The 22,278-nt window shown below is 34.9% G+C and carries 13 protein-coding genes; 7 read left to right on the top strand and 6 right to left on the bottom strand.

Going from position 1 to position 22,278, the window contains the following annotated elements:
* Nucleotides 1-149 precede the first annotated feature (149 nt).
* A complete protein-coding gene (locus AABJ51_RS02620) occupies nt 150-1,010 on the top strand; it encodes an AraC family transcriptional regulator (RefSeq protein WP_338374293.1) in 861 nt (286 codons plus the stop codon).
* Nucleotides 1,011-1,028: 18 nt separating this feature from the next.
* On the opposite strand, the gene AABJ51_RS02615 is transcribed toward AABJ51_RS02620, so the two are convergent.
* The 3 genes from AABJ51_RS02615 to AABJ51_RS02605 all read right to left on the bottom strand — a co-directional run bounded on the left by AABJ51_RS02615 (nt 1,029) and on the right by AABJ51_RS02605 (nt 4,038).
* Nucleotides 1,029-2,333 carry a voltage-gated chloride channel family protein gene (locus tag AABJ51_RS02615; RefSeq protein WP_338374292.1) on the bottom strand — a complete coding sequence of 435 codons (1,305 nt, stop codon included), beginning with the start codon at nt 2,331-2,333 and terminating at the stop codon, nt 1,029-1,031.
* A gap of 184 nt (nt 2,334-2,517) precedes the next feature.
* On the bottom strand, nt 2,518-2,745 hold the full coding sequence (locus AABJ51_RS02610) for a hypothetical protein (protein WP_026625718.1): 228 nt from the start codon (nt 2,743-2,745) through the stop codon (nt 2,518-2,520).
* Nucleotides 2,746-3,069: 324 nt separating this feature from the next.
* Nucleotides 3,070-4,038 carry a hypothetical protein gene (locus AABJ51_RS02605; protein WP_338374291.1) on the bottom strand — a complete coding sequence of 323 codons (969 nt, stop codon included), beginning with the start codon at nt 4,036-4,038 and terminating at the stop codon, nt 3,070-3,072.
* A 233-nt stretch (nt 4,039-4,271) separates the two neighbouring features.
* On the opposite strand from AABJ51_RS02605, the gene AABJ51_RS02600 reads away from it, so the two are divergent.
* The 4 genes from AABJ51_RS02600 to AABJ51_RS02585 are packed head-to-tail and all read left to right on the top strand — an operon-like array spanning nt 4,272 to nt 11,090.
* The gene (locus tag AABJ51_RS02600; protein WP_338374290.1) at nt 4,272-7,478 is read left to right on the top strand and encodes a SusC/RagA family TonB-linked outer membrane protein; all 3,207 of its coding nucleotides are present in this window, start codon (nt 4,272-4,274) and stop codon (nt 7,476-7,478) included.
* 14 nt (nt 7,479-7,492) lie between these two features.
* Nucleotides 7,493-8,953: a SusD/RagB family nutrient-binding outer membrane lipoprotein gene (locus AABJ51_RS02595; RefSeq protein ID WP_338374289.1), complete on the top strand. Its 1,461-nt coding sequence runs from the start codon at nt 7,493-7,495 to the stop codon at nt 8,951-8,953.
* A gap of 42 nt (nt 8,954-8,995) precedes the next feature.
* A complete protein-coding gene (locus AABJ51_RS02590; RefSeq protein ID WP_026625714.1) occupies nt 8,996-9,493 on the top strand; it encodes a hypothetical protein in 498 nt (165 codons plus the stop codon).
* A gap of 19 nt (nt 9,494-9,512) precedes the next feature.
* The gene (locus tag AABJ51_RS02585) at nt 9,513-11,090 is read left to right on the top strand and encodes a calcineurin-like phosphoesterase C-terminal domain-containing protein (protein WP_338374288.1); all 1,578 of its coding nucleotides are present in this window, start codon (nt 9,513-9,515) and stop codon (nt 11,088-11,090) included.
* 68 nt (nt 11,091-11,158) lie between these two features.
* On the opposite strand, the gene AABJ51_RS02580 is transcribed toward AABJ51_RS02585, so the two are convergent.
* Both AABJ51_RS02580 and AABJ51_RS02575 read right to left on the bottom strand, forming a co-directional pair.
* Entirely contained in the window at nt 11,159-12,334 is a 1,176-nt protein-coding gene (locus AABJ51_RS02580) for a cation:dicarboxylate symporter family transporter (protein ID WP_338374287.1), read from the bottom strand.
* Nucleotides 12,335-13,138: 804 nt separating this feature from the next.
* Nucleotides 13,139-13,609: a pyridoxamine 5'-phosphate oxidase family protein gene (locus AABJ51_RS02575; protein WP_321577240.1), complete on the bottom strand. Its 471-nt coding sequence runs from the start codon at nt 13,607-13,609 to the stop codon at nt 13,139-13,141.
* Nucleotides 13,610-13,709: 100 nt separating this feature from the next.
* On the opposite strand from AABJ51_RS02575, the gene pdxR reads away from it, so the two are divergent.
* Complete coding sequence (gene pdxR, locus AABJ51_RS02570) at nt 13,710-15,125, top strand: MocR-like pyridoxine biosynthesis transcription factor PdxR (protein ID WP_338374286.1); 1,416 nt, start codon at nt 13,710-13,712, stop codon at nt 15,123-15,125.
* Between the two features lie 59 nt (nt 15,126-15,184).
* Nucleotides 15,185-17,953, top strand: coding sequence for a DEAD/DEAH box helicase (locus AABJ51_RS02565; RefSeq protein WP_338374285.1), 2,769 nt, complete (start codon nt 15,185-15,187; stop codon nt 17,951-17,953).
* Between the two features lie 149 nt (nt 17,954-18,102).
* Here AABJ51_RS02565 and AABJ51_RS02560 read toward each other — a convergent pair whose 3' ends face one another.
* Complete coding sequence (locus AABJ51_RS02560) at nt 18,103-22,137, bottom strand: two-component regulator propeller domain-containing protein (protein WP_338374284.1); 4,035 nt, start codon at nt 22,135-22,137, stop codon at nt 18,103-18,105.
* Nucleotides 22,138-22,278: the final 141 nt, after the last annotated feature.

Raw genomic sequence — 22,278 nt, 5'->3', positions numbered from 1 at the left:
TAAGTATAAATACAACAAATAATTATCGCTTCCAGGCGACCATATAATACTTTCTTTTACTTATTATTAATGCGAAGACCTATTATTTTATCTGATTATAAACACTATATTTATCAACCCTTAATAATCATCTAAAAACGATATATACTATGACAAGCAGTACTTCAAATCCTGATCTTGTACTTCTGAATATCGGTTATTCGGAGTTAAATGCTAACTGGAACTGGAAAGATATCTACAGCCCCTTTGCTCGTATATATTATGTAGACAAAGGCATTGCCCGAACCAAGATAAACGGATATACTTTCGATCTGAAACCCGATCATCTATATCTGACTCCACCTTTTACACTCCATGACGATGAATGCGATAGCTACTTTTCGCTTTATTACATTCATTTCTATGAAAGCACAATCAATACAGCTACCATATTCGATAAATATAATTTTCCGGTAGCAATCAGAACTTCTCCGCTAGACAGTGAACTTATCAAACGGCTGCTAGCTATAAATCCCGAGAGGAATCTGAAGTTTTTCGATCCTCAGTTTTATGATAATCCGCCTACATTTTCGCAATACAATGCAGAGAATGACAAACTGCCGCTACATTCGATGATCGAAACTCAGGGGATTCTGTCTCAACTGATATCTCGTTTTTTAGCGAGAAGAACCGAAAAACTCGAGAGTAAAGATTTACGAATAAATATAGCTTTGCAGTATATCCATGAAAACATACACAATAATATTCAATTAGATAATCTTTCTGATTTATTACATATCAGCAACGATCATTTTATCCGCATATTCAAATCCGAAATGAAGTATACTCCGTTGAAATACATTACAATGAAGAAAATAGAAAAAGCTCAGTTGTTATTGCTAACCTCTAATCTTTCAGTAAAAAACATAGCTTACGAACTCAGTTATGACAACATCTCCTATTTCACGAGATTATTTAAGTCCTACACAAATAAAACCCCTGTAGAGTACAGGAGTAATTTTAGTCAGTAAAGAGAATTGATCAACCGATCAAAACCTTTTATCTTTATCTAGAATATTAGATAAGGATACTCCTTTCAATCGTCCAAAAAGTAAGTGCTTGGGACTTCCTATAATTTGAGAAGTATATATACCGGTATGTCCCGAAAATAAATAAGCTACAACACAAGCGACAGCTACATAAATGCCGCATTCGGCACCAAATAGTTCAATCCCCATTAACGAACAGGCAATCGGCGTGTTTGTTGCTCCGGCAAAAACAGCCACAAACCCCATACCAGCAAGTAAAGCCATCGGCAATGGTATAAAACCAAATAAAGCACTACCCAATGTTGCTCCTACAAAGAATAAAGGGGTTACCTCTCCTCCTTTAAAACCAACACCAATGGTAAATGTTGTCAATAGTATCTTCAATAGAAAGTCATACCAGTCCTGCTGCACGGTAAAAGATTCCACAATAGTAGGCACTCCCAAACCAATGTATTTGGTTGTACCCATAAGCAACACCGACAATGCAATAATAATTCCTCCGAAAAAAGGTCTTAGCGGGGGAAATTTTATTTTTTTAGATAATTTACTCCAGAAATGTACGGACTTAGAAAAAGTCAATGCCGCTAGTCCAAAAACAATTCCCGTGAAAATCACATATAACAAATTCAAAGGAGTCATTTCCGGAACAAAAGGAACCGAATAGTGTGTATGTGCTACCTTCCATAAATCATGACATGTATAATTTGCAATAACAGCCACCAAAAAGCTAGGTAAAATAGCTTCGTATCTTACACGACCGACAATCTGAACTTCTAATGCAAAGACAGCTCCTGCTAAAGGCGTCCCGAAAACGGACGCAAAACCTGCGCTTACCCCTGCTATTATTATAATTTTACGGTCACGGCTTCTCAGTTTAAATAGTTTCGAGAACTGGTCGGCAATAGCTCCCCCCATCTGTACGGCAGTACCTTCCCGACCCGCCGAACCTCCGAATAAGTGAGTGAGAAAGGTGCCGATAAATACTAGCGGAGCCATACGCAAAGGTATAATCTTTCGGGGAGAATGCACCTCTTCTATCAACAAGTTATTACCTTTAACTGTGGTACTGCCCCAATAGTGATACATCGCACCGATAAGAAGTCCGGCCAAAGGCAGTAACGATATAATCCAAAGATGCGACTCTCTATAATCGGTCGCCCAATTTAGAGAGACTAATAATAGAGCAGAGGCAGATCCCGCCAATAAACCGATAACTGTTGATAGGCATAACCAGCGTATCAGGTATAAAAAGACAGGGAATTGTTCGATAGATACAGATAGCTTTTTTAATCGGGAGTAAAGCATCACTTTCTTTAATTTAAGATAAATGTCCGTGGCAAAGTCATACAAAGATATATTAGTTTTGGAAAATATAAAGATAAAAAGCGCCCCAAGACCAAAAAATCACTTCTTAGTCAAGGGGCATTCAACTCACATCTATGATTCCCGTTTTTTATTAAGCGTAAACAAAAAAAGAACTGAATAATATTTAGTAATAGATTTCACTTATTGGACTGTCAAATACCAAATGTATACTTCCAAACTGGTCTTTATATGCTTTAATTCTCTCATCGTGTAAAAGCCAGCCTATAGTGACCGCAACAGTAATATCATCATGCTTTGTAATTTCGACTATCTGTCTCAAAGACATTTCTTTATTTGTCAGTAATAGCCCTCTGATGAATTTTGCCCTAATATTAATATCTCTCTTTACCATTCCGTATGTTTATTAATTTAATAATAACAGCAGGTATTTCTTATTCTTTGTTAATACAAATATATTGGAATAACGCCCTTTATCTAATCTATTTTACGAGCTTATTATGTAGTTTAATCTGGTTTTCTATGTCAAAAAAGGGTTCAATTCAGAAGATGATTCAAATTTGAGTCAGAACCTGACACAATATAATAAAGGAATAATATAAATGTAAGATGTTTTGTTATTAAATGTCATTTTATCATATATAAACACAATAGCAGACTCAAATATACACTTAGTATAATTGAGTCTTTTTTTGATATATTTATCATGAAAAATTATTCAAGATAATAAATCTTCGATTTGCTTCTTTTGCAAGCTAAAGAAAGAACGTCTATCTATTTCGCCACTAACACTAATCAGAGTCGAAAACCGCTTTAATGATTCTATCCATTCTTCATGCATTTTGCATATTATTGCATCTGTAGACAAAATTGTATTTAACGAATAAATACCATCCATATAAGAACAGACAAAGTCATTACCCCGAGCTAGTGTATAGCTGTAATATACATTAACATTTGATAAATAGATCAGGCTTTCCATATCACTAGCCTCACGTACTCCATACGAAGTTATATATTCGAAATAATGAATCAGTTGAAGCATTTCTTCTCTTAAATATTTTTTTTCCTCTTCTGTTAAGATACCTAGAGAATGGAAAAAGTTTATTTCTTCAACCATATATATAAATATCTTTCGGTCTATAATGGTCATATCCTTAGGCATAAAGGGGTTCTTTTCGGACAAATCCTGCCTACACAGATTTAATTCTTCCGGTAAATCAAAAGCAGAATATCTATCTGGGACATTCTTTGTATCTAACTGATATAGATACTGAAACATCTTGAATTTAAACAATCCATCAAAAGGAAACAATAATGAGTAGGGAACAAAGCTAAAGACTGATTTTATAGTAAGTCCGGGATCTTCTAGAAATTGAGTATAAGAGTCTTCATGCTGTTGCAGTTTTAATTTTACAGTATCAACTGGATTTTTAGATGTAGACAGACCTAAACTGAATAAAGGCGTACTCTGATTTTCGACCTGAACTAAAGTATCCAGTGATATTTTTAATTTGTTTGCAATAATGCAAGCTTCCGAAAAAGTAAAGGAAATTTCGCCCCTAAGCCGCCTATAAATAGTTTCTTTACCCAAAGGTAGTATGTTCTGAAGAAAAGCCTGCTGATCCTTTTTTCGAGGTATAAGTTCTTCTATAGCTTTTATAAGCTTATCATTAAATCCTAACATATATTCCGGTGATGAGTGTTCTTTACTATTATAATATAAAGCAAAAATAAACAGATTTATTACAGTTGTATGATTTTTAGGATATAAATAAAAATAATACAAATTTATTTCCCAGGCTTCTATTTTCGGAGAAGCCAGTCTTAACACAAACTCAACATTAGGTTTACAATACAGTAATCATTCCAGAATACTTTTGTTTACAAAAATTAAGCATTTATAATAATTAGAGCCTAATGAGAAAACAAAAACCCAATCTACTAAAATTACTATCTTTTTGCATTCTGTTATTTATGGGCATCCAGCCCGGCTTTAGCCAAAACAGCACAATAGAAATCAAAGGAACTATAAAAGACGATTCGGGAGAGCCGTTAATCGGAGCAACCGTTAATTTTAGAGGAACGCAGATCTCATCACTAACCGACATTGATGGAGCTTTCGAACTTAAAATACCATCTGATAATGGTATAATAACAGTATCGTATATAGGATACGATCCGTTAAGCGTTAAAATAGAACCGAATAAATCGATTTATTCAATAATATTAAAGTCGAATCAGAATAGCCTCGATGAAGTTGTTGTAACAGCCTTAGGTATTAAGAGAGAAGAAAGAGGTCTTGGTTTTTCGACTGAAACAATAAACGGTGAAGCCTTGACTGATTCAAGATCAAACAATTGGGCTACAGCCCTTTCCGGAAAAGTGGCAGGATTAAATATCACCAGTGCAGGAGGAGGTCCACTCGGAACTTCACGAATATCGCTGAGAGGAGATAACTCAATGAATATAGATGGCAACAATGCCCTTGTCGTATTGGATGGTGTACCTATCGGAGGATCGGCAACAGGTACGGGTGCCGATTCTTACGGAGCAGGAGCTGGTAGTGATATTCCTATTGACTTCGGGGATGCTATTAGTGATATTAACCCTGATGATATAGAATCTGTCACTGTACTAAAAGGACCTTCTGCCGCAGCTCTTTACGGAAGCCGTGGAGCAAATGGAGCTTTAATTATTACTACTAAATCAGGAACTAAACAAAAAAAAGGAATCGGAGTATCTTTCAGTTCCAGTTTCAGTATAGACAATGTACTTCGCTGGCCCGATTACCAATATGAATATGGACAAGGAGCTCAACAAAAAGACAAAAACGGAAATTGGTATTACTCTTACGGAGCATCTGAGGACGGTGTAAACACAGGATCAACCAGTAGTGCATTCGGGCCTAAATTTGATGGGCAAATGTATTTTCAATATGATCCTGAACAGGAAGGACAAAGTCTCGAAAGGCAGCTTTGGCGTCCCTACAAAAACAACATAAAAGATTTCTGGCAGACAGGAACTGATTTTCGGAATAATATATCAGTAGAAGGAGCTTCTGAAAAGAGTGCATTTCGTATGTCATTATCCCATCAGGCAAATAAATGGATGATGCCTAATACAGGCTTTAACCGCATATCGTTTGCCACGTCTTTTGATTATAAAGTAACGAATAAACTGAAATTCAATACAAAAATCAATTTCACCAATCGCAGCAGTGATAACTTACCGGGTACAGGTTACAACAACCAGTCAATCGCTTATTTTATGATTTTCCAGAATCCTAATATCGATCTGTCATGGTATCGCCCGATGTGGAAAAAGGATAAAAATCAAATAGAACAGATCCACCCCTTCAGCAGCTATATAGATAACCCCTATATCATTGCATACGAAATGCAAAATCCATCGGATAAAAATACGTTGATCGGTTCAGCAAATGCCATATACGAGTTCTCTCGGAAATTTGAGCTCTTGTTAAGAACCTCTCTTGAAATGTCGCACGAAAACAGATCTCAGGAAAGACCCTACAATACAGCCAATTACACAAAGGGATATTACAGGGAGGATGACATTAATTATTTAGAATCAAATACAGACTTCTTATTTACTTATAGAGATCAGTTATCGAAACAACTTGGCTTCCGGGCTTCGGCAGGAGGAAATATAAGAAAAACCGAATACAGAAATAAGTCCGGCTATGTTATTGGGCTGGTTACTCCCGGTGTATATAAATTATCTAATGGGATAACTTCACCATTTTTAAACTCAACCAATAGAGAAAAACAGGTAAATAGCTTGTATGGTACTATAAACATGAATTATGGAAAAATACTCTTCCTTGACATTACAGGCCGTAATGATTGGTCGAGTACTCTTCCAGTTCAAAATAATTCATTCTTTTACCCATCTGCAAGCCTTAGCGGTGTTGTATCCGACATGGTAGAACTACCTGAACAAGTCTCGTTTCTAAAATTGAGAGCTTCGTGGGCTCAGGTTGGAAATGACACCGATCCTTACAAAACATCCAAATACTATAGCATGAGTGAATTCTCGGGCGCGGCTCTTATGCCCAGAACCCTTTACAACGCGACATTCAAACCTGAAATTTCGACAAACTATGAAGCAGGTATAGATTTTAGGATGTTTAACAATCGATTGAATTTAGATCTAACAGGATACCAGAATTATACAAAGAACCAAATAATAGATGTGCCTCTTGATCCTACAACCGGATACAGTAAAGCTACCGTAAATGCAGGTAAGGTACGTAACAAAGGGTTGGAAATATTATTAAGTGGAACACCCATACAAAACAAAGATTTCAAATGGAGGGTCACAACCAACTGGTCTAAAAATTGGAATAAAGTATTAGAGTTATCTCCCGACCTAGCTGATGACGAGAGCCAACTTATAGCACAATCCGGTACAGTATACTTCTATGCTAAAAAAGGAGGATCAATGGGAGATATGTACGGGTATAAGCTGGTAAGAAATCCTGAAGGACAGGTTGTATTTGATTCTAAAACAGGACTAACAGCACGAAATGCTGACGTAGAATATGTCGGTAACGCATATGCAAAATGGAAAGCCGGAATACAAAACGAATTTACTATAAAAAATGTAAGGGTATCTTTCTCTTTTGATGGTCAATACGGAGGTCTTGTATATTCTCAATCACACCACAAGATGACTGAACAAGGCAAACTGAAACATACTTTATATGGTAGAGACTCCGAAGACGGCAAAATTGTAGGAAACGGGGTTGTAGACAATGGTGACGGTACTTATTCACCCAATACGACCAGAATAACAGTATCTCAGTATTATTCGGACTATTACCGTCGCGCCAATGTCGAAACTAATTCATTCGATGCTACGTTCATCAAGTTAAGAGATGCACGTATCGAATACAATTTCCCAAAGAAAATTACAAATAAGCTGAATGTAAATTCATTATCTCTTGCTCTTTTTGGTCGTAATTTATGGATGTGGGTAAAAGAATATCCGCTCTTCGATCCGGAAGCCGCTGCACTTAACAGTTCAAGCATTGTTCCGGGCGTGGAGATGGGACAATTGCCATCATCAAGAACAGTCGGCGTAAATCTTAATGTAAAATTCTAATAAGCAATACTTGTATGAAAATCAATAAAAATATATTTCTCGCTTTTATATCATCTATTATTCTAACCGGTTTTAGTGCTTGCGACAACGGTTTTGAAGATATGAACAAAGATCCAAACAGGATAGACGAAATATCTCAAGGCTCTTTATTAAGCCCTATTCTGTTCGAAATGGCCTCTTTTAATTATATGAGAGCCGATGATTTCACATTCGATATTATGCAGAATTCTTTGAGTTTTCCAAGCAACGGAACAGATATAGGTCACTATTATCTAACAGAAAATTCAGGAAACAGCACATGGTCGACCTCTTATCAATGGCTGACAGCTATCAGGGAAATGTACAACATTGCGGTTAAGAATAACGATGCAAACTATCAGGCAATAGCCCTGACTCTCAATAGTTGGATATACGCCAATCTAACCGACTGCTTCGGAGATGTTCCGATGGAAGAAGCCGGACGTGCGGAAGAAGGCCTGTTACACCCTAAATTCAATACACAAAAAGAGATTTACGCCAAAATTATATCCGATCTTGATGCTGCTAACAAGTTATTTAATACTTCTTCGAAACTGACCTTTACCGGAGACTTCATGTATAATGCTGACACCGATGCAGAAGGAATATTGAAATGGAAGAAATTCTGTAATTCGCTACAATTGAGAGTCCTCTTAAGAATTTCGAAAAGGGATTCGGAAATGCAGGTATTCGACAAAATGAAACAAATTATAAATAATCCTACAGAATATCCGATTTTCACGAGTGATACAGATGGTGCTTTACTCCCGATTTCGGGTACAGCTCCATATTTACCGCCAATAGCCAGACCTCAGGATTTTACAACGGGACGTGCTGCATCAGAATTTTTCATAGATAACCTATTGGCCATGAATGATCCCAGATTACCCCTGTGGGCAGGAAAGGCGAAGGATCTGAACAATAAGGATATGGGATATAAAGGTATTCCTTCGGGATATGTTGTAGGTACTAACTTTGATTACACTCCTTCTAATCTGAATCAGGCTCTGGCAAAAGCTCCTTTGAAGATAATATTGATAAGCACAGCCGAAGTTAAGTTCATTCTGGCTGAATTAGCTTTCAAAAAAATAATTTCAGGTAATGCAGAAGAATATTATAAGGCTGGAGTTACATCTGCTATTTCTCACTGGGGAGGAACCGTTCCTGCAAATTATTTCGAGAACACTAATGCAAAATATGATGGAACATTAGAACGCATTATGCTACAAAAATACTATGCACTATTCTTTACAGACTTCCAACAATGGTTTGAATTCAGGAGAACAGGTTTGCCCGTATTACCTAAAAACGGAGGTTTATTAAACAATGGGAAAATGCCTGTGAGATACCAATATCCGACAGTTGTAGTAAGAATGAATAACGAAAATTACAAAATTGCAGTACAAAATATTGGAGGAGATAATATTAATACCCAGTTATGGTGGGAGAAGAATTAAGTCAAATAAGAGGTTCCAACCCTTAACTCAATAAAAACGATTATGAAACGATTATTTATTGTAATTACATCCGGATTGTTTATTATGATAAGCAACATACACGGACAAAGTGCAAATAACAAATTTGTATTCGACACATATGCTCAACCGATAAATATCGAAAATGTAACAGATTACAGCACCCATGATCTGGGAGATGTTATCGCAAAAAAATTACAAGTTATTGAAAAAACATTTTTGGTAAGATTCGAAACGAAAATAGGCTTAACAGGTTCTGATATTGAAATTCAAAAACCAGATCTTTTGGAGTCAGTCGAGAAGTTAGATAAATATTACAGAAAAGCTGTAAAGAAAGATAATATGAATCGGGAAATAGCTGCATCAAAACTATCCGGCTACCTCGATCTGGCATACTGTCTGTTCTATGAAAACAGTGACGAATTCGAAAAGGCTCTTAGCAAAGCTAAAAAGGCTGAAGATATTATCGCATTGTATGATCAGATTGAACTATCAGCAAGTAAAATGACAGTTAATAAGTAAAAAATTTAATTATAAAATAATGAAACAATTTCCTATTATAATTGCCTTATTATGTACAATGCAGTTGTCTGCACAACAGATAGCTAAGGGCTATATCTATGGAGACGACAACAACAATGGAAAAAAAGACCGCAAAGAAAAAGGAATAGCAAATGTAGCGGTGTCAAATGGAACCGATGTGGTATTAACGGATTCGGAAGGAAAATACAATTTACCTGTAACGGACAATAGTATTATATTTGTTATAAAACCATCGGGGTATCAATTTTCATTAAATGAATACAATTTTCCAAAATCATACTACATACACAAACCTCAGGGTTCTCCTGTTTTGACTTACTCAGGATCAGCTCCGACGGGAGAATTGCCTAAATCCGTGGACTTTGGATTGATAAAAACAGAAGAACCAGAGAATTTCACCTCCTACATATTCGGCGATTCACAAGCTTATTCGGAACAAGAAATTGAATACTTCACCAAAGGGATTGTCAATGAAGCCAACAAGAGAAAGGGTATCAGTTTCGGTATTACTTTGGGAGACTTGGTCGGAGATAATCTGACTTTACATTCCTCGTATCAGAAGGCAATACAAGGAATGGGACTACCTTGGTACAATGTACTGGGAAACCATGATATGAACTACGATGCTAAAGAAGATATCTTTTCAGATGAAACTTTTGAGGCAAATTTTGGGCCGGCCAATTATTCTTTCAATTACGGAAAAGCCCACTTTATAGTATTGGATGATGTTCTATATCCCAATCCGGTAACAGGTAAAGGTTACCTGGGTGGTTTACGTGCGGATCAGCTGAAATTTGTTGAAAATGACCTGAAGTATATAACTCCCGATCAGCTAATTGTTATCAGTATGCATATTCCGTTGTATGATAAACAGGATAAAGATGCTTTCAGAGAAACCGATCGCCAACAACTTTATTCGTTGCTTGAAAAGTATCGTAATGTATTGGTATTAACCGCACATACACATATACAATATAATAATTTTATAGGTAAAGAAGAGGGGTTGAACAGAACAAAACCAATTCATGAATATAATGTCGGAACGACTTGCGGTGATTGGTACTCAGGAATACTTAACGAAAACGGAGTTCCGATCTCAACAATGAGAGATGGTACACCTAAAGGATATGCTCTTCTAAACATATCAGGCAATCAATACACATTAGACTATAAAACAGCCGGACAGCCGGACGATTATCAATTATCGGTATACAATCCTAAGGTCGTTCCATACAAAGGTAGATGGGTGACATCCGGAATATACGCCAACTTTTTTATGGGAAGCAACAATGATATTGTTGAGTATCGTGTCGACACAGGAAAATGGACTAAAATGCAAAGAATAGACGATTACGATCCGACCTACTATCGATACATGCAAGACTGGGATTATGATACAGAAGTAAAACCTGTTCGACGTCCTTCTAATGCTCAGATATCCAGTCATCTTTGGAGAGCCAATATACCCACTACCTTCCCTATTGGAGTACACCAGATAGAAGTACGTGCGACGGACATGTTTGGACGAACATTTACACAAACCAGTTCTTATGAAATTAAGGAATTATCTAAATAAATAGACATCTATATACATAAAAAAGCTGCCATTTATAGGCAGCTTTTTTATGTATAACCAATTTTAAACTAAGAATCTGCATGCAGATTGTTCTTATCCGAATAAGCTGATAATGTAAGAGTCAGAGCTCCATCGCTGGTTATATTATGAGTAGTTCCGAAACTATCCAAAAGAGCGAATATCGTAATCATAAGAGCAATACCTGCCTCATCGATTCCCAAAACGGCATGAATTAAACCTAAAGAAGTTATCAACGTACCACCCGGGAGTCCTGGGGCTGCTATCGCAAAAATTCCCAATAGAGGTATAAATACTAACAATTTACTTACATCGGGCATAGTTCCATATAACAGCTGGGATACGGCCAAAGACAGAAAAACAACATCTAATATAGAGCCGGGAAAGTGTATATTACCTAACAAGGGTATAGAAAAATCTCTGATATCGCTTTTCAACACAGGACTCTTCTTGGTTTGCTCTATAGCTACACCAAGACTGGCTGCAGATGATTGGGTTCCCAATGCTGTAAGAACAACCGGACCATAATATTTCAGCACTTTCCATGGGTTTATACCTGCGTATATTCCCGAAGAAATATAGAGAAAACTCAGCCAGATAATATGACATAAGACCGTAATTAGCAGAATAGCGAGAAAAACAGGCAATCTGGAAGCGAGCGTTCCTTCATACGCCAATATACTGAAGTTAGCTGCAATAAAAAATGGAAGTATCGGGATTAACACCTTCTTAACCAAAGCAAAAATGAGACTTTGAAATTCATATAATGCCGCCTCTATTTTCGAAGCATTAGTCCAGATTACAGACAGCCCTATAAGAAAAGCAAAAATCAAAGCACTCAGCACAGACATTAACGGAGGGATATCTAACTTAAACAACATTTCGGGAACAACATTAGTAACTCCTGCATCGGGTGTAATATTTAGCAAAGGTATTGCCATATACCCTACAAAAGCACCGAGTGAGGCACTACCTATACATGAAACATAAGCCAGCAGTAGCGATATCCCCAACAACTTCGACGCATTTCTTTTGAGACGAGTTATGGATGGTGTGATAAATCCGAAAATAATAAGAGGAATTAAGAAAAAAATAATCTGTCCCAGAATATGTTTTATCGGAAGTATAAATCCAATAACATCCTCAGAGGCTAGCAATCCAATAATAACACCGCCTACGACTCCCAGAAAAAGCCTGATGGTTGTACTTGATAATAATCTTTTCATTGATAATGGGGAATTAAGGTCACAGACCTATTTATTGCTTTGAAAAATATAACAAACTGATTTTATTACACTTGAAAGCATATCATTAAATACTTCTATTTATTTAAAATATATTTTAGGATGAAGCCTGTAAGCCAAAATCGGTTTATGATCTCTTAACCTAGGCACATACATACTCAATTTCAGCAGATAAAAGTATAACTTGTATCCATCACCCGAAATACCACTTTCATGGTATTTCAGGTCAGAAAGCAGATCTTATTAAACGTTAAAATATATTTTTTTTGATCACACGTAAAATATTTTTGAGTCTCGGTTGTCTGCATTAGTAGAGAATGCACTCTGATAATTATTTACCCATCTACATACATTAATCCATTTAGGTGAACATCAATAACCTAAGCTGGTATTATAAACTAATATGAGGCTGTAACATTAGTTTGATTCATGTTAACTGAATTATCATTTATTACTAATCCCCCAACAGTTCAATAGTACTTATGCTCTATTTGTCTCTTCCCATGTCTAAAACGGGAATGAGGCTTTACTCGAATTTTCGTCATAAGAGTTTATTAAAATCAAATCGCATCATAATATAGAGAATCCTTTTCTATTGATTTTATGTTTTTAACGGGATTCTGACTAAAGAAACTGGCGGCCTAATATTATATTCCTCATTTGAAATATGAACACAGTTTTATTTATTAGATAAACCGACATTATAAGATCGAGCCCCATTCTTGATAATATCATTTCCCATTTTGCCAGAAATATTATTCTGTTCTTATTCTTTTAAAACTAGGTTTATTTATAGTACTTGCCAGTAATAGCAGATGGAGTGATTTCTATTATTCCGGTAGCCTTGAATATATTAGCTGGAAATTCGATATGACTAAGTTCGGGCGTGTATTTTTTCACGATATGTTTAAGTATTTCTTTTTTTAGTTCAGGCTCATCTATCATTTGTGCATTCCCAAATATGATAACGCTTCTGAATTCCGTATTTGTATCGCATACAACCGTGGTATCAGGCAAAATAGCACCCATCTTGTCTACCTCGAACCCCACTTTGGAGTCTTGTTTCAGATATGCTATTTTCTGCCCTTTGATAAGCCCATGAATATATATCTTCTCATTCAAATAGACATAATGAACAGGAACTATATAAGGAAATCCATTCGGATCATTGGTCGCAATTCTGCCCACTTCTGCTTTATTTAGCACATCTGTTATTTCAGCCGAATTAAGCTGATGTTGTTTCATTCTTCCTTGCATAACTCTTCTTTTTTGATAATTAATTTTTCTTTAGTCCGCAAAGCTATCAAACAATTGGACTATATTTGTAGTACAGATTAAACAAAAGTAAACAGTCCAGATGTTCGATTTTAAATTGCTACAAACCAAAATAGATAAGACTCAAAAAAAAGCGGTGTATATCCAGATTGCTGATAGCATAATAGAGTTTATCAAAAACGGAAAGCTTAAAACAGGGGTAATAATGCCCAGTACAAGGCAAGTAGCGGTGGAACTCGGTATAAACAGGAATACTGTAGTTCAGGCATTCTATGTATTGTCGGCAGAAGGATGGATTATCTCCGAAGAGCGAAAGCGGACCTATGTCTCAGATAAGATACGGATATCTCCTGTAACTGAAAGACCAAAGCTAGTGAAGCAGCCGATAAACGCTGACAGAAAAAAGCATATCTTTTTTGATGATGGTCTGCCCGATGCTTCATGTGCTCCGATGGAAGAGCTTGCCCGTGCATACCGCCGGATCTTCAATCGCAAAGCCAGATGGCAGGTCATGAATCTAGCAAGTGAGTTCGGTGATAACAGATTTCGTGACATGATTTCAAATATGCTGAACCAAAATAGAGGTATGAATACTTCATTACCGGAAATTTGTATAACAAGGGGGAGCCAAATGGCTTTATTTTTAACAGCCCATTGCTTATTGAAAAAGGATGATATCATTCTAGTTGAAAATCCGGGATTCAAACCCGCATGGAAAACCTTTGAACATGCAGGTGCCACAATTTTGCCCGTTCCCGTTGATGATGAAGGTATAAATGTAGAAGAAGTAGAAGCTATATTAAAAAAGAAAGACATTAAAGCCATCTATGTAACTCCGCATCACCAATATCCAACAACGGTAACTTTAAGTCTTGCTCGTCGGTTGAAATTGATTGAATTGTCTAACCGATATGGGTTTACTATTATTGAGGACGATTATGACAATGTGTTTCATTTCTGCCAACGTCCGATCATGCCCATATCTTCATACGATAATATTAACAAAAACAACTATGTTTATATAGGCACTTTGAGCAAATTGATTGCTCCTGCAATAAGAGTAGGTTATATTACAGCTAATCCCGATTTTATAGAAAAAGTAGGGCAACTCCGTAAAATTATAGATATACAGGGAGATGCAATAATGGAACAGTCTATCATGGAATTGATCGCAGATGGAGCTATTCGCAGGCATCAGAAAAGAATGTTAAGCTATTATGAACAGAAAAGAGATTTTTTCGCATCTCTCTTAGATAATTATTTAGAAAATAAAGTAACTTACAAGAAACCCGATGGAGGGTTGGCTTTTTGGATTAAACCTATTGAAAACATTGATTTATTTCAAGTACAGAAAAGGGCTAATCTTAAAGCTATCAATTTCTATACACCTGACAGATTCAGTTTTGACAAGTCGATATCTGGAATTAGATTGGGTTATGCATCTTTGTCCGAAGCAGATTTAGAGAAAGGAATTAAAATTTGGAGTAAAATTCTATAGATTATTCATAAATCTAACTTAATACTACTATTACAACAACTTATAATAAAAAGTGATCGATGAAGTACCCGTTCCTAATATACTTGAAAAATAAAACATCTCTAAAGTTCGAATACAGGAGAGATGTTTCAGCAGTTACCCGTACCGACAACGGATATCACATCACATTTAGTAATGCAAGAAGCTATAATTACGGAGCCGATAAGGTTAAGTACTATCCGTTTATATCAACTTGCGAAAATGTTCGCATATACGAGAATGGCAAATTGAATGAGAAATATGATACAGTTGATAGTTACGGTCATTATTTGATTTTCCGCAATGGAGATAACAATTCTTATCCTATTGAAAAAAGTTCTGATATTGAAATTTGTAATATAAAAAAAGACACAGATCAAGCTAAATCGATTATCGATTATTTTAAAGAAATACTGAAAAAATCAGGAGGTGTATCATTTGACATCCCAGCAGAGGATACTGAAAACAAAAATCCAAATCAAATAAGTTCTGAAATATTGCTCAAGGCTCTTGACGGTATAGATTTATTCGAATCAAGGTCTGCGTTATCCAAGTATATTGACGGAACTAATCCTGCTGTTGCCACATCTAAAGAACCCCTCATCTACCCTTTCGGATGCAACGAAAGTCAGAAACTGGCAGTTGAGACGACTCTAAGAAATAGCATAAGTATCGTGGAAGGGCCTCCGGGAACTGGAAAAACACAAACAATTTTAAATATAATAGCCAATCTTATTGTACAGAATAAAACTGTTGCAATTGTTTCTAACAACAACTCTGCGGTCTTCAATGTGCGGGAGAAGTTAGAAAAATATGGCTATGGAATGGTTGTTGCATCACTTGGGAACAAAGAGAATAAAACTTCATTCTTTGATAGTATTGAAGAACAAACAGTCGATCCGAATTTTAAAATTTCGGAAGAGCAATTAAAAAGAGCAAAGAATGAGATTGACGAATTAGATTCCATACTAACAGAATGTTTTCAGTACCGAAATAAATTAGCCACTTTAAAAACGGAGCTATCAGATGCTGAAATAGAATTTAACCATATAAAAGCAGAACAGCCACTCGATCAAGATATAAAATCTATGCTCGATAAAAAATTCCGTCGTAAATGGAATTATAGCAAAATTTTGAGTTTAAAAGATTTGTTATCATGTATAGAGCTTAAAAGAAGACTGTCTATCAGAAATACGTTGCGGTTATTTTTTCATTATGGCTTATTTGACCTTAAAAGTATAAGTCTTTATGGTGAAGAATTGCCCATTTATGCAAATCATAAATTCTATGAACTATATATAACAAAAATAGAAAACGAAATACTGGACGTTGAAAACTGGTTAGCTTCTAATAATGAAGAATCTAACCTTAAACATTTTATTGAAACATCAAAAGAAGTATTCAATGGTGAGTTATTTAAAAAGTATAATCGTTTAGATAAAGTCGAATTTAATGCGAATGATTATCGTAAGCAGTTTAAGGATTTTGTAAAGCGTTATCCGGTGATACTAAGTTCTACTCTCTCGCTGCACACAAGTATCCCTGACGGATATCTTTTCGACTATCTGATTATAGATGAATCTTCACAGGTAGATATAATAAAGGCTGCCGTATGTTTTTCGTGTTGTCGAAATGTGATTGTTGTCGGTGATAGTCTGCAACTAACTCATATTGTAGATAAACAGAGCCAAGAGGCTGCAGAGCAATTTCAAGCAGAGTACAGCATTTCTCCTGCATATGATTATGTCAAACAGAATATTCTGAATTCGTTGAAAAGTCTGTATGGGGATAATCTAAAATCAGTTTTACTAAAAGAACACTACAGATGCCATCCTACTATTATTGGATTTTGCAATAAGAAATACTACAATAATAATTTGGTTGTTATGACTGATGGAAATAATCATCCGTTCAGAATCATAGAAACAAATATATCCGGAGAAAGAGATAATTATAATCAAAGACAGATAGATGAAACGGATTCTTATATACGAGAACACCTTTCAATGAATTATACGAAAGTCGGAGTTATTGCTCCCTATAGAAAGCATGCCGATATGCTACAAAAGCGACTACCCGATGGTGCGGAAGCCGATACGATACATAAATTTCAGGGACGTGAGAAAGATGTGATTATATTCAATACGGTCAGAAGCAAAATCGGGGAATTTATAGATAATCCGAACCTTATTAACGTAGCTGTATCAAGAGCCGTTAAAGAGTTTATCGTAGTAAAACCTGTATCAATGGAACTTCCTCACGGAACAAATATCGGTGATATGATACGCTATATATGTTATACCACCGATCCTAATCAAACGATTATTAAAGGTCGTATCTGTTCCGTTTTTGACCTTCTATATAAAGAATACAACAAGGCATTCACTTCGTTTCTTTCATCCAACAAGAATATAAAAGGGTCTGCTGCAGAAATTATTATTGATAAGCTATTGAATGAAGATATACTTAAAAACAATGTTCAATTCTCGTCAATTGATATGGTTCGAGAATATCGGCTTAGAGACCTTGTTCGGGATTTTCAATCATTTTCAGAGGATGAAATCCAATTCATAAAGAACAATTCAAGAATCGACTTTCTACTGTATAACAAAATGGACAAAACTCCTGTTTTAGCTATTGAGGTAGACGGTGTTTCATTCCATGATAATAAGTTACAACAGGAAAGGGACAATAAGAAAGATCACATTTTGGAAATTATGGAACTTCCATTGCTTCGGTTATCAACTGATGGACATAATGAAGAGAAAAGAATTATTGAATGTTTAAACACTTCAATGGGTTTGAGTTAACGTTGTTTTATGATATCATTAACAGAGCAATATTTCAGGTCTCTGTTAATGACTGGATATTTCAATTGATACTGTTCGAAATAAAAATCAGTATGGAAATCGATAAATATAATTGCTCTTCCAGACAAGGAATCTCACAACGGATAAATTCACTGCTGCTGATACTGGCTGGGAGTCATATTAAATTCATTTTTAAAGCATTTGGCAAAGTAGCGTTGATCGGAAAAACCTGTAGCATAAGCAACTTCCGATATTGTTATCGATTTATCCTTTAACATTTGACAAGCATGCTTTAATCTTATATTGCGTATGAAATCATTAGAAGAGAAGCCTGTCATCGATTTAATCTTTCGATATAATGATGATTTAGACATATTCATTGCCTGAGAGAATAATTCAAGATCGAAACTTGTATCACTCAGATGTTCTTCAATAATACTCATGGCCTTATTCAGAAAACGTTCATCTAAGGAGGGGTATTCCAGTACAGATATATTTATCCCAATATTGTTTTTGAATTCAGTTTGTCTTTTTTTCTTATTCGCTAAAAAGTTGTTGATGCGTGCCACTAGTAGTTTGAGATCAAAAGGTTTAGAGATATATCCGTCAGCTCCTGCGTCATAACAGTCTATTCTATCTTCTATACTACTCTTTGCTGTAAGCAACAATATTGGGATATCACTTGTATTAATATCACTTTTTATAATTCGGCATAATTCTAAACCATCTAATTGAGGCATCATTACATCACTTACAATTATATCTATATTGTTGTCCCTTACTTCTTTTATTGCGGCAACTCCGTTCGATGCTATAAAAACATTATAACGTTTTTGGAGTATATTTTTCATCGTCTGCAGAATCTGGTCATTATCCTCTACCAATAGCAGGTTAATATCTTCTCTTATTTTATTTTCAGAAGTAGATAATTCTATGGGAATATCATTGTATTTTTCTTTTACTATTTTCTTTCTCAATAAATGATTATCTAACTCTGATTCATCAAAAACCGATTTGTCGATTGGAATAATTACGGTAAAAGTCGATCCTATATTTTCTTTACTTTCTACTGAAATCTGACCATGGTGAAGTTCTGCTAAATCTCTAGTTAAAGAGAGACCTATGCCATTTGTTTGTCCTGTATCAATACTTCTATCATCATAAAAGCGAGTAAAGATATTTTTTATATTTTCGGAAGAGATCCCAATCCCGTTGTCTCCAACGATAATAGATATACAGTTATGATTACTTTGTTTACACAGCTGTAATCTCAATTCTATTTTTCCTCCTTCTTCGGTAAATTTTAAAGCATTAGAAAGTAGATTATAAACTATTTTATCGATTTTGTCTGCATCGAAGTACCCTAAAATCGATTCGGGTTCGGAAAAAAAGAAAAAGTCAATTTTCTTTTTTTCAAATAAAGGAATAAAGTTATTTAAATAAATATCTTTTATAAAAGTTGAGATTTCTCCATTTGTAACACGAAGTTTCATATTTCCACTTTCCATTTTTCTAAAATCTAAAACCTGTCTTAATAATCTTTTGAGGCGGTTTACGTTTGCTCGCATTATGGAAAACTGATGTATTTCAGGAGCCAGTAATGTCTCAATATCATCAATAAGGCACGAAATGACAGTTAATGGAGTCAGTAAATCATGAGAAATATTTGTAAAGTATTTTAGTTTGACTTGAGTCAGCTCTTCTGATTTTTCTTTTTCGATCTGCGCTATTTTTAATTCCTGCTGCAATTGTATTCTTTGCCTTATTATTCTATACATATAATATGCCAATATCAAAAATATCAAAATATATAATGTGTATGCCCACCATGTTTCATAGAAGGCCGGAGCTTTATATATAGAGAGTGTGGCAATTTGGGTATTCCATATTCCGTTCTCATCAGTTGCCTTCACTCGAAAAATATGATTGCCTTTTTTTAGTTGATTATAATGTGCAAATTGTCGGTTTGTATAGATCCAATCATCATCCACCCCTTCCATCTTATAGGCATATAATACTTTTCCCGGATATGTATAGTCAAATGTCGTAAAACTGAGCTCAATATTCCTGTCATCCGGAGACAATGCCAGCTTTTGAGAAATTACCTCGAACTTATTGTTATTCAAACCAACTAAAAGCGATTGTCCGTTGATGCTTACATCGGATATAATAACCTTACTGTTTATATTCTTTTTTTCAAAATCAGGAGACTTAAATATGCACAAACCTCTGTTGCCTCCAAAGTATAACATATTGCTATCCTTATCAATAAAATAAGATCCTGAACGAAATGAATTGACAATAAGATCATCGTATATTGAATATTCACGGGAAGATTTTATTGATTTATTATAGCTTATAACTTTTTTATTTGTTGTAACCCAGATATTATTATTGTTATCTGCAAATATATCAAGAACAGCTTCTCCTGTCATCCTCAATTCATTCGAATAATCCTCGAATTTTGCTTTTTGTTTGTTGTAAAGTATTATATTCCCTTCTTTAGATCCTAGCCATACATTATTTTCTTTGTCACAACAGATAGAATGAATATTATTACTCACCAATTTACTCGTTCTTTTATTATAGTTTGTAATCTTTACATCCGGTATTGTTTTCGAAGAATTGATATTTACTCGATAAAAACCATTTTGACTACTGCTCATCCATATATTACCATCCTGATCTTCTGTTATATTTGTAATATTGCTTAATTCAGAAGGCAGAAGATTAAACTTCTTTGTCTGATGAGTTTTTATATACACATGCCTTTGACCTATTACAAATAAATTATGATTGTTATCTCTGAATATCTTTTTTATTCCAACTTCATGGGCATTATTATGATTATTTAAATCGATTATATTTTTTAAATGAAAATCTTTATTATTCTTTTCTATGACAGCTATTTTAGCTTCATTTCCGGCTCCCGCCCATACCTCTGTATTTGAGAAACTTTTAAGACAGGATACATTTTCTAAAAAACTGAGATTCTTGAGATCAATGAAATCTTTATATGTTTTAGCCTTATTTGTTTTCTGATTATAGAAGATTAATCCGACTCTATCTTGATTTATCCATAAAATATTGTCATAATCTTTATATATCGCCGTGATATTAGGAACAACGCCAATTGAATTTAGGATGTCACTAAAAGGTAAGTTATAAATAATAGGCTTATTAAAATTTAGAGAAAACACTCCTTCATCATACGCTGCAATCCATAGATTTCCATCGATATCTTTTATAATTTCATTAAATAGGTTATTTGTTTTTTTAAATAAGTACGAAACATCCACCTGTTGTATTTGGTTATCTTTGTTGCAGTGCAGCGCATATATACCCGAAAGTGCCATTAACCACAAGTATCCATAGGTGTTATCTTGTACGATACTAAAAAATATTTTCTCTTCTTCGTTATTCTTATTGTTGACAATCACACATTTTTTGTATATCGACTTTCGATTATTGGGATCGAACTGATATACCCCATCTCCATATGTACATATCCAATATCGTTGGTTATTGTCCTGATACATTTTAAATGGAATATTCTTTTCTCCAATTGGCGGATAGCTTGTAAATTTTCCATCTTTTTCATACTTAAAGATTCCTTTATCCCAGATCAGTACCCATATATTACCCGAATGATCTTCATAGATTGAACTAACACCCTGACCTTGATTAATTAAGCTATTTTTGAATTCTGTTGTCTTTCGTGTCTCAGGGTTGTAACGAAAAAGATGACTGTTAACCCCTATCCAGATATAACCATTAGAATCGCAAAAAACAGCTTGTATATTGAACTCCTGGATTTTTTTATCTGGGAATTCTATAATTTGTAACGTTTCTCTATTCAAAATATTCAGACCTCTTTTTGTCCCAATCCAAATGTTGTTTTTATGATCTTCATGCAAGCATGTTATTTCATTATTTGTCAGAAGATTTGGGTTGTTTAAATCCGAACGGAACACAAGAATATTATATCCATCGTATCTACATAATCCATCGTCAGTTCCAAACCAAAGAAAACCATCCTTGTCTTGTATTATTCTATGGACTGATTTCGAGGGAAATTGATCGATAACAGAAATTGAATTAAGAGTTATGCGATTAGAAGACATATCCGATATATGTGAGAAGATCAATATGATGAATAAGATCAAATAACGTATAGTTCTCATAGTGCTAGTATTTACTAAGGTAAATGTGTACAAAAATAGCACTTACTTACTGTCTTTGATCATTGATAACCACCGAAAGAATACTATTGATGTGAAAATACACATAAATGAACGGATAATACACATGATGCAAAAACAAGA

It is taken from the genome of Indolivaga capnocytophagoides (assembly GCF_036511535.1).
In the GTDB taxonomy this organism is placed as follows: domain Bacteria; phylum Bacteroidota; class Bacteroidia; order Bacteroidales; family Dysgonomonadaceae; genus Dysgonomonas_A; species Dysgonomonas_A capnocytophagoides.
The sequence above is the reverse complement of the archived record's forward strand: the minus strand, read 5'-3'. Positions and strand labels throughout refer to the sequence as shown.

What these genes read in the sequence shown, in the direction of transcription:
- AABJ51_RS02620 (WP_338374293.1), top strand. Translation starts at nt 150, where the DNA reads ATGACAAGCAGTACTTCAAATCCTGATCTTGTACTTCTGAATATCGGT.
- AABJ51_RS02615 (WP_338374292.1), bottom strand. Translation starts at nt 2,333, where the DNA reads ATGCTTTACTCCCGATTAAAAAAGCTATCTGTATCTATCGAACAATTC.
- AABJ51_RS02610 (WP_026625718.1), bottom strand. Translation starts at nt 2,745, where the DNA reads ATGGTAAAGAGAGATATTAATATTAGGGCAAAATTCATCAGAGGGCTA.
- AABJ51_RS02605 (WP_338374291.1), bottom strand. Translation starts at nt 4,038, where the DNA reads ATGTTAGGATTTAATGATAAGCTTATAAAAGCTATAGAAGAACTTATA.
- AABJ51_RS02600 (WP_338374290.1), top strand. Translation starts at nt 4,272, where the DNA reads ATGAGAAAACAAAAACCCAATCTACTAAAATTACTATCTTTTTGCATT.
- AABJ51_RS02595 (WP_338374289.1), top strand. Translation starts at nt 7,493, where the DNA reads ATGAAAATCAATAAAAATATATTTCTCGCTTTTATATCATCTATTATT.
- AABJ51_RS02590 (WP_026625714.1), top strand. Translation starts at nt 8,996, where the DNA reads ATGAAACGATTATTTATTGTAATTACATCCGGATTGTTTATTATGATA.
- AABJ51_RS02585 (WP_338374288.1), top strand. Translation starts at nt 9,513, where the DNA reads ATGAAACAATTTCCTATTATAATTGCCTTATTATGTACAATGCAGTTG.
- AABJ51_RS02580 (WP_338374287.1), bottom strand. Translation starts at nt 12,334, where the DNA reads ATGAAAAGATTATTATCAAGTACAACCATCAGGCTTTTTCTGGGAGTC.
- AABJ51_RS02575 (WP_321577240.1), bottom strand. Translation starts at nt 13,609, where the DNA reads ATGCAAGGAAGAATGAAACAACATCAGCTTAATTCGGCTGAAATAACA.
- pdxR (WP_338374286.1), top strand. Translation starts at nt 13,710, where the DNA reads ATGTTCGATTTTAAATTGCTACAAACCAAAATAGATAAGACTCAAAAA.
- AABJ51_RS02565 (WP_338374285.1), top strand. Translation starts at nt 15,185, where the DNA reads ATGAAGTACCCGTTCCTAATATACTTGAAAAATAAAACATCTCTAAAG.
- AABJ51_RS02560 (WP_338374284.1), bottom strand. Translation starts at nt 22,137, where the DNA reads ATGAGAACTATACGTTATTTGATCTTATTCATCATATTGATCTTCTCA.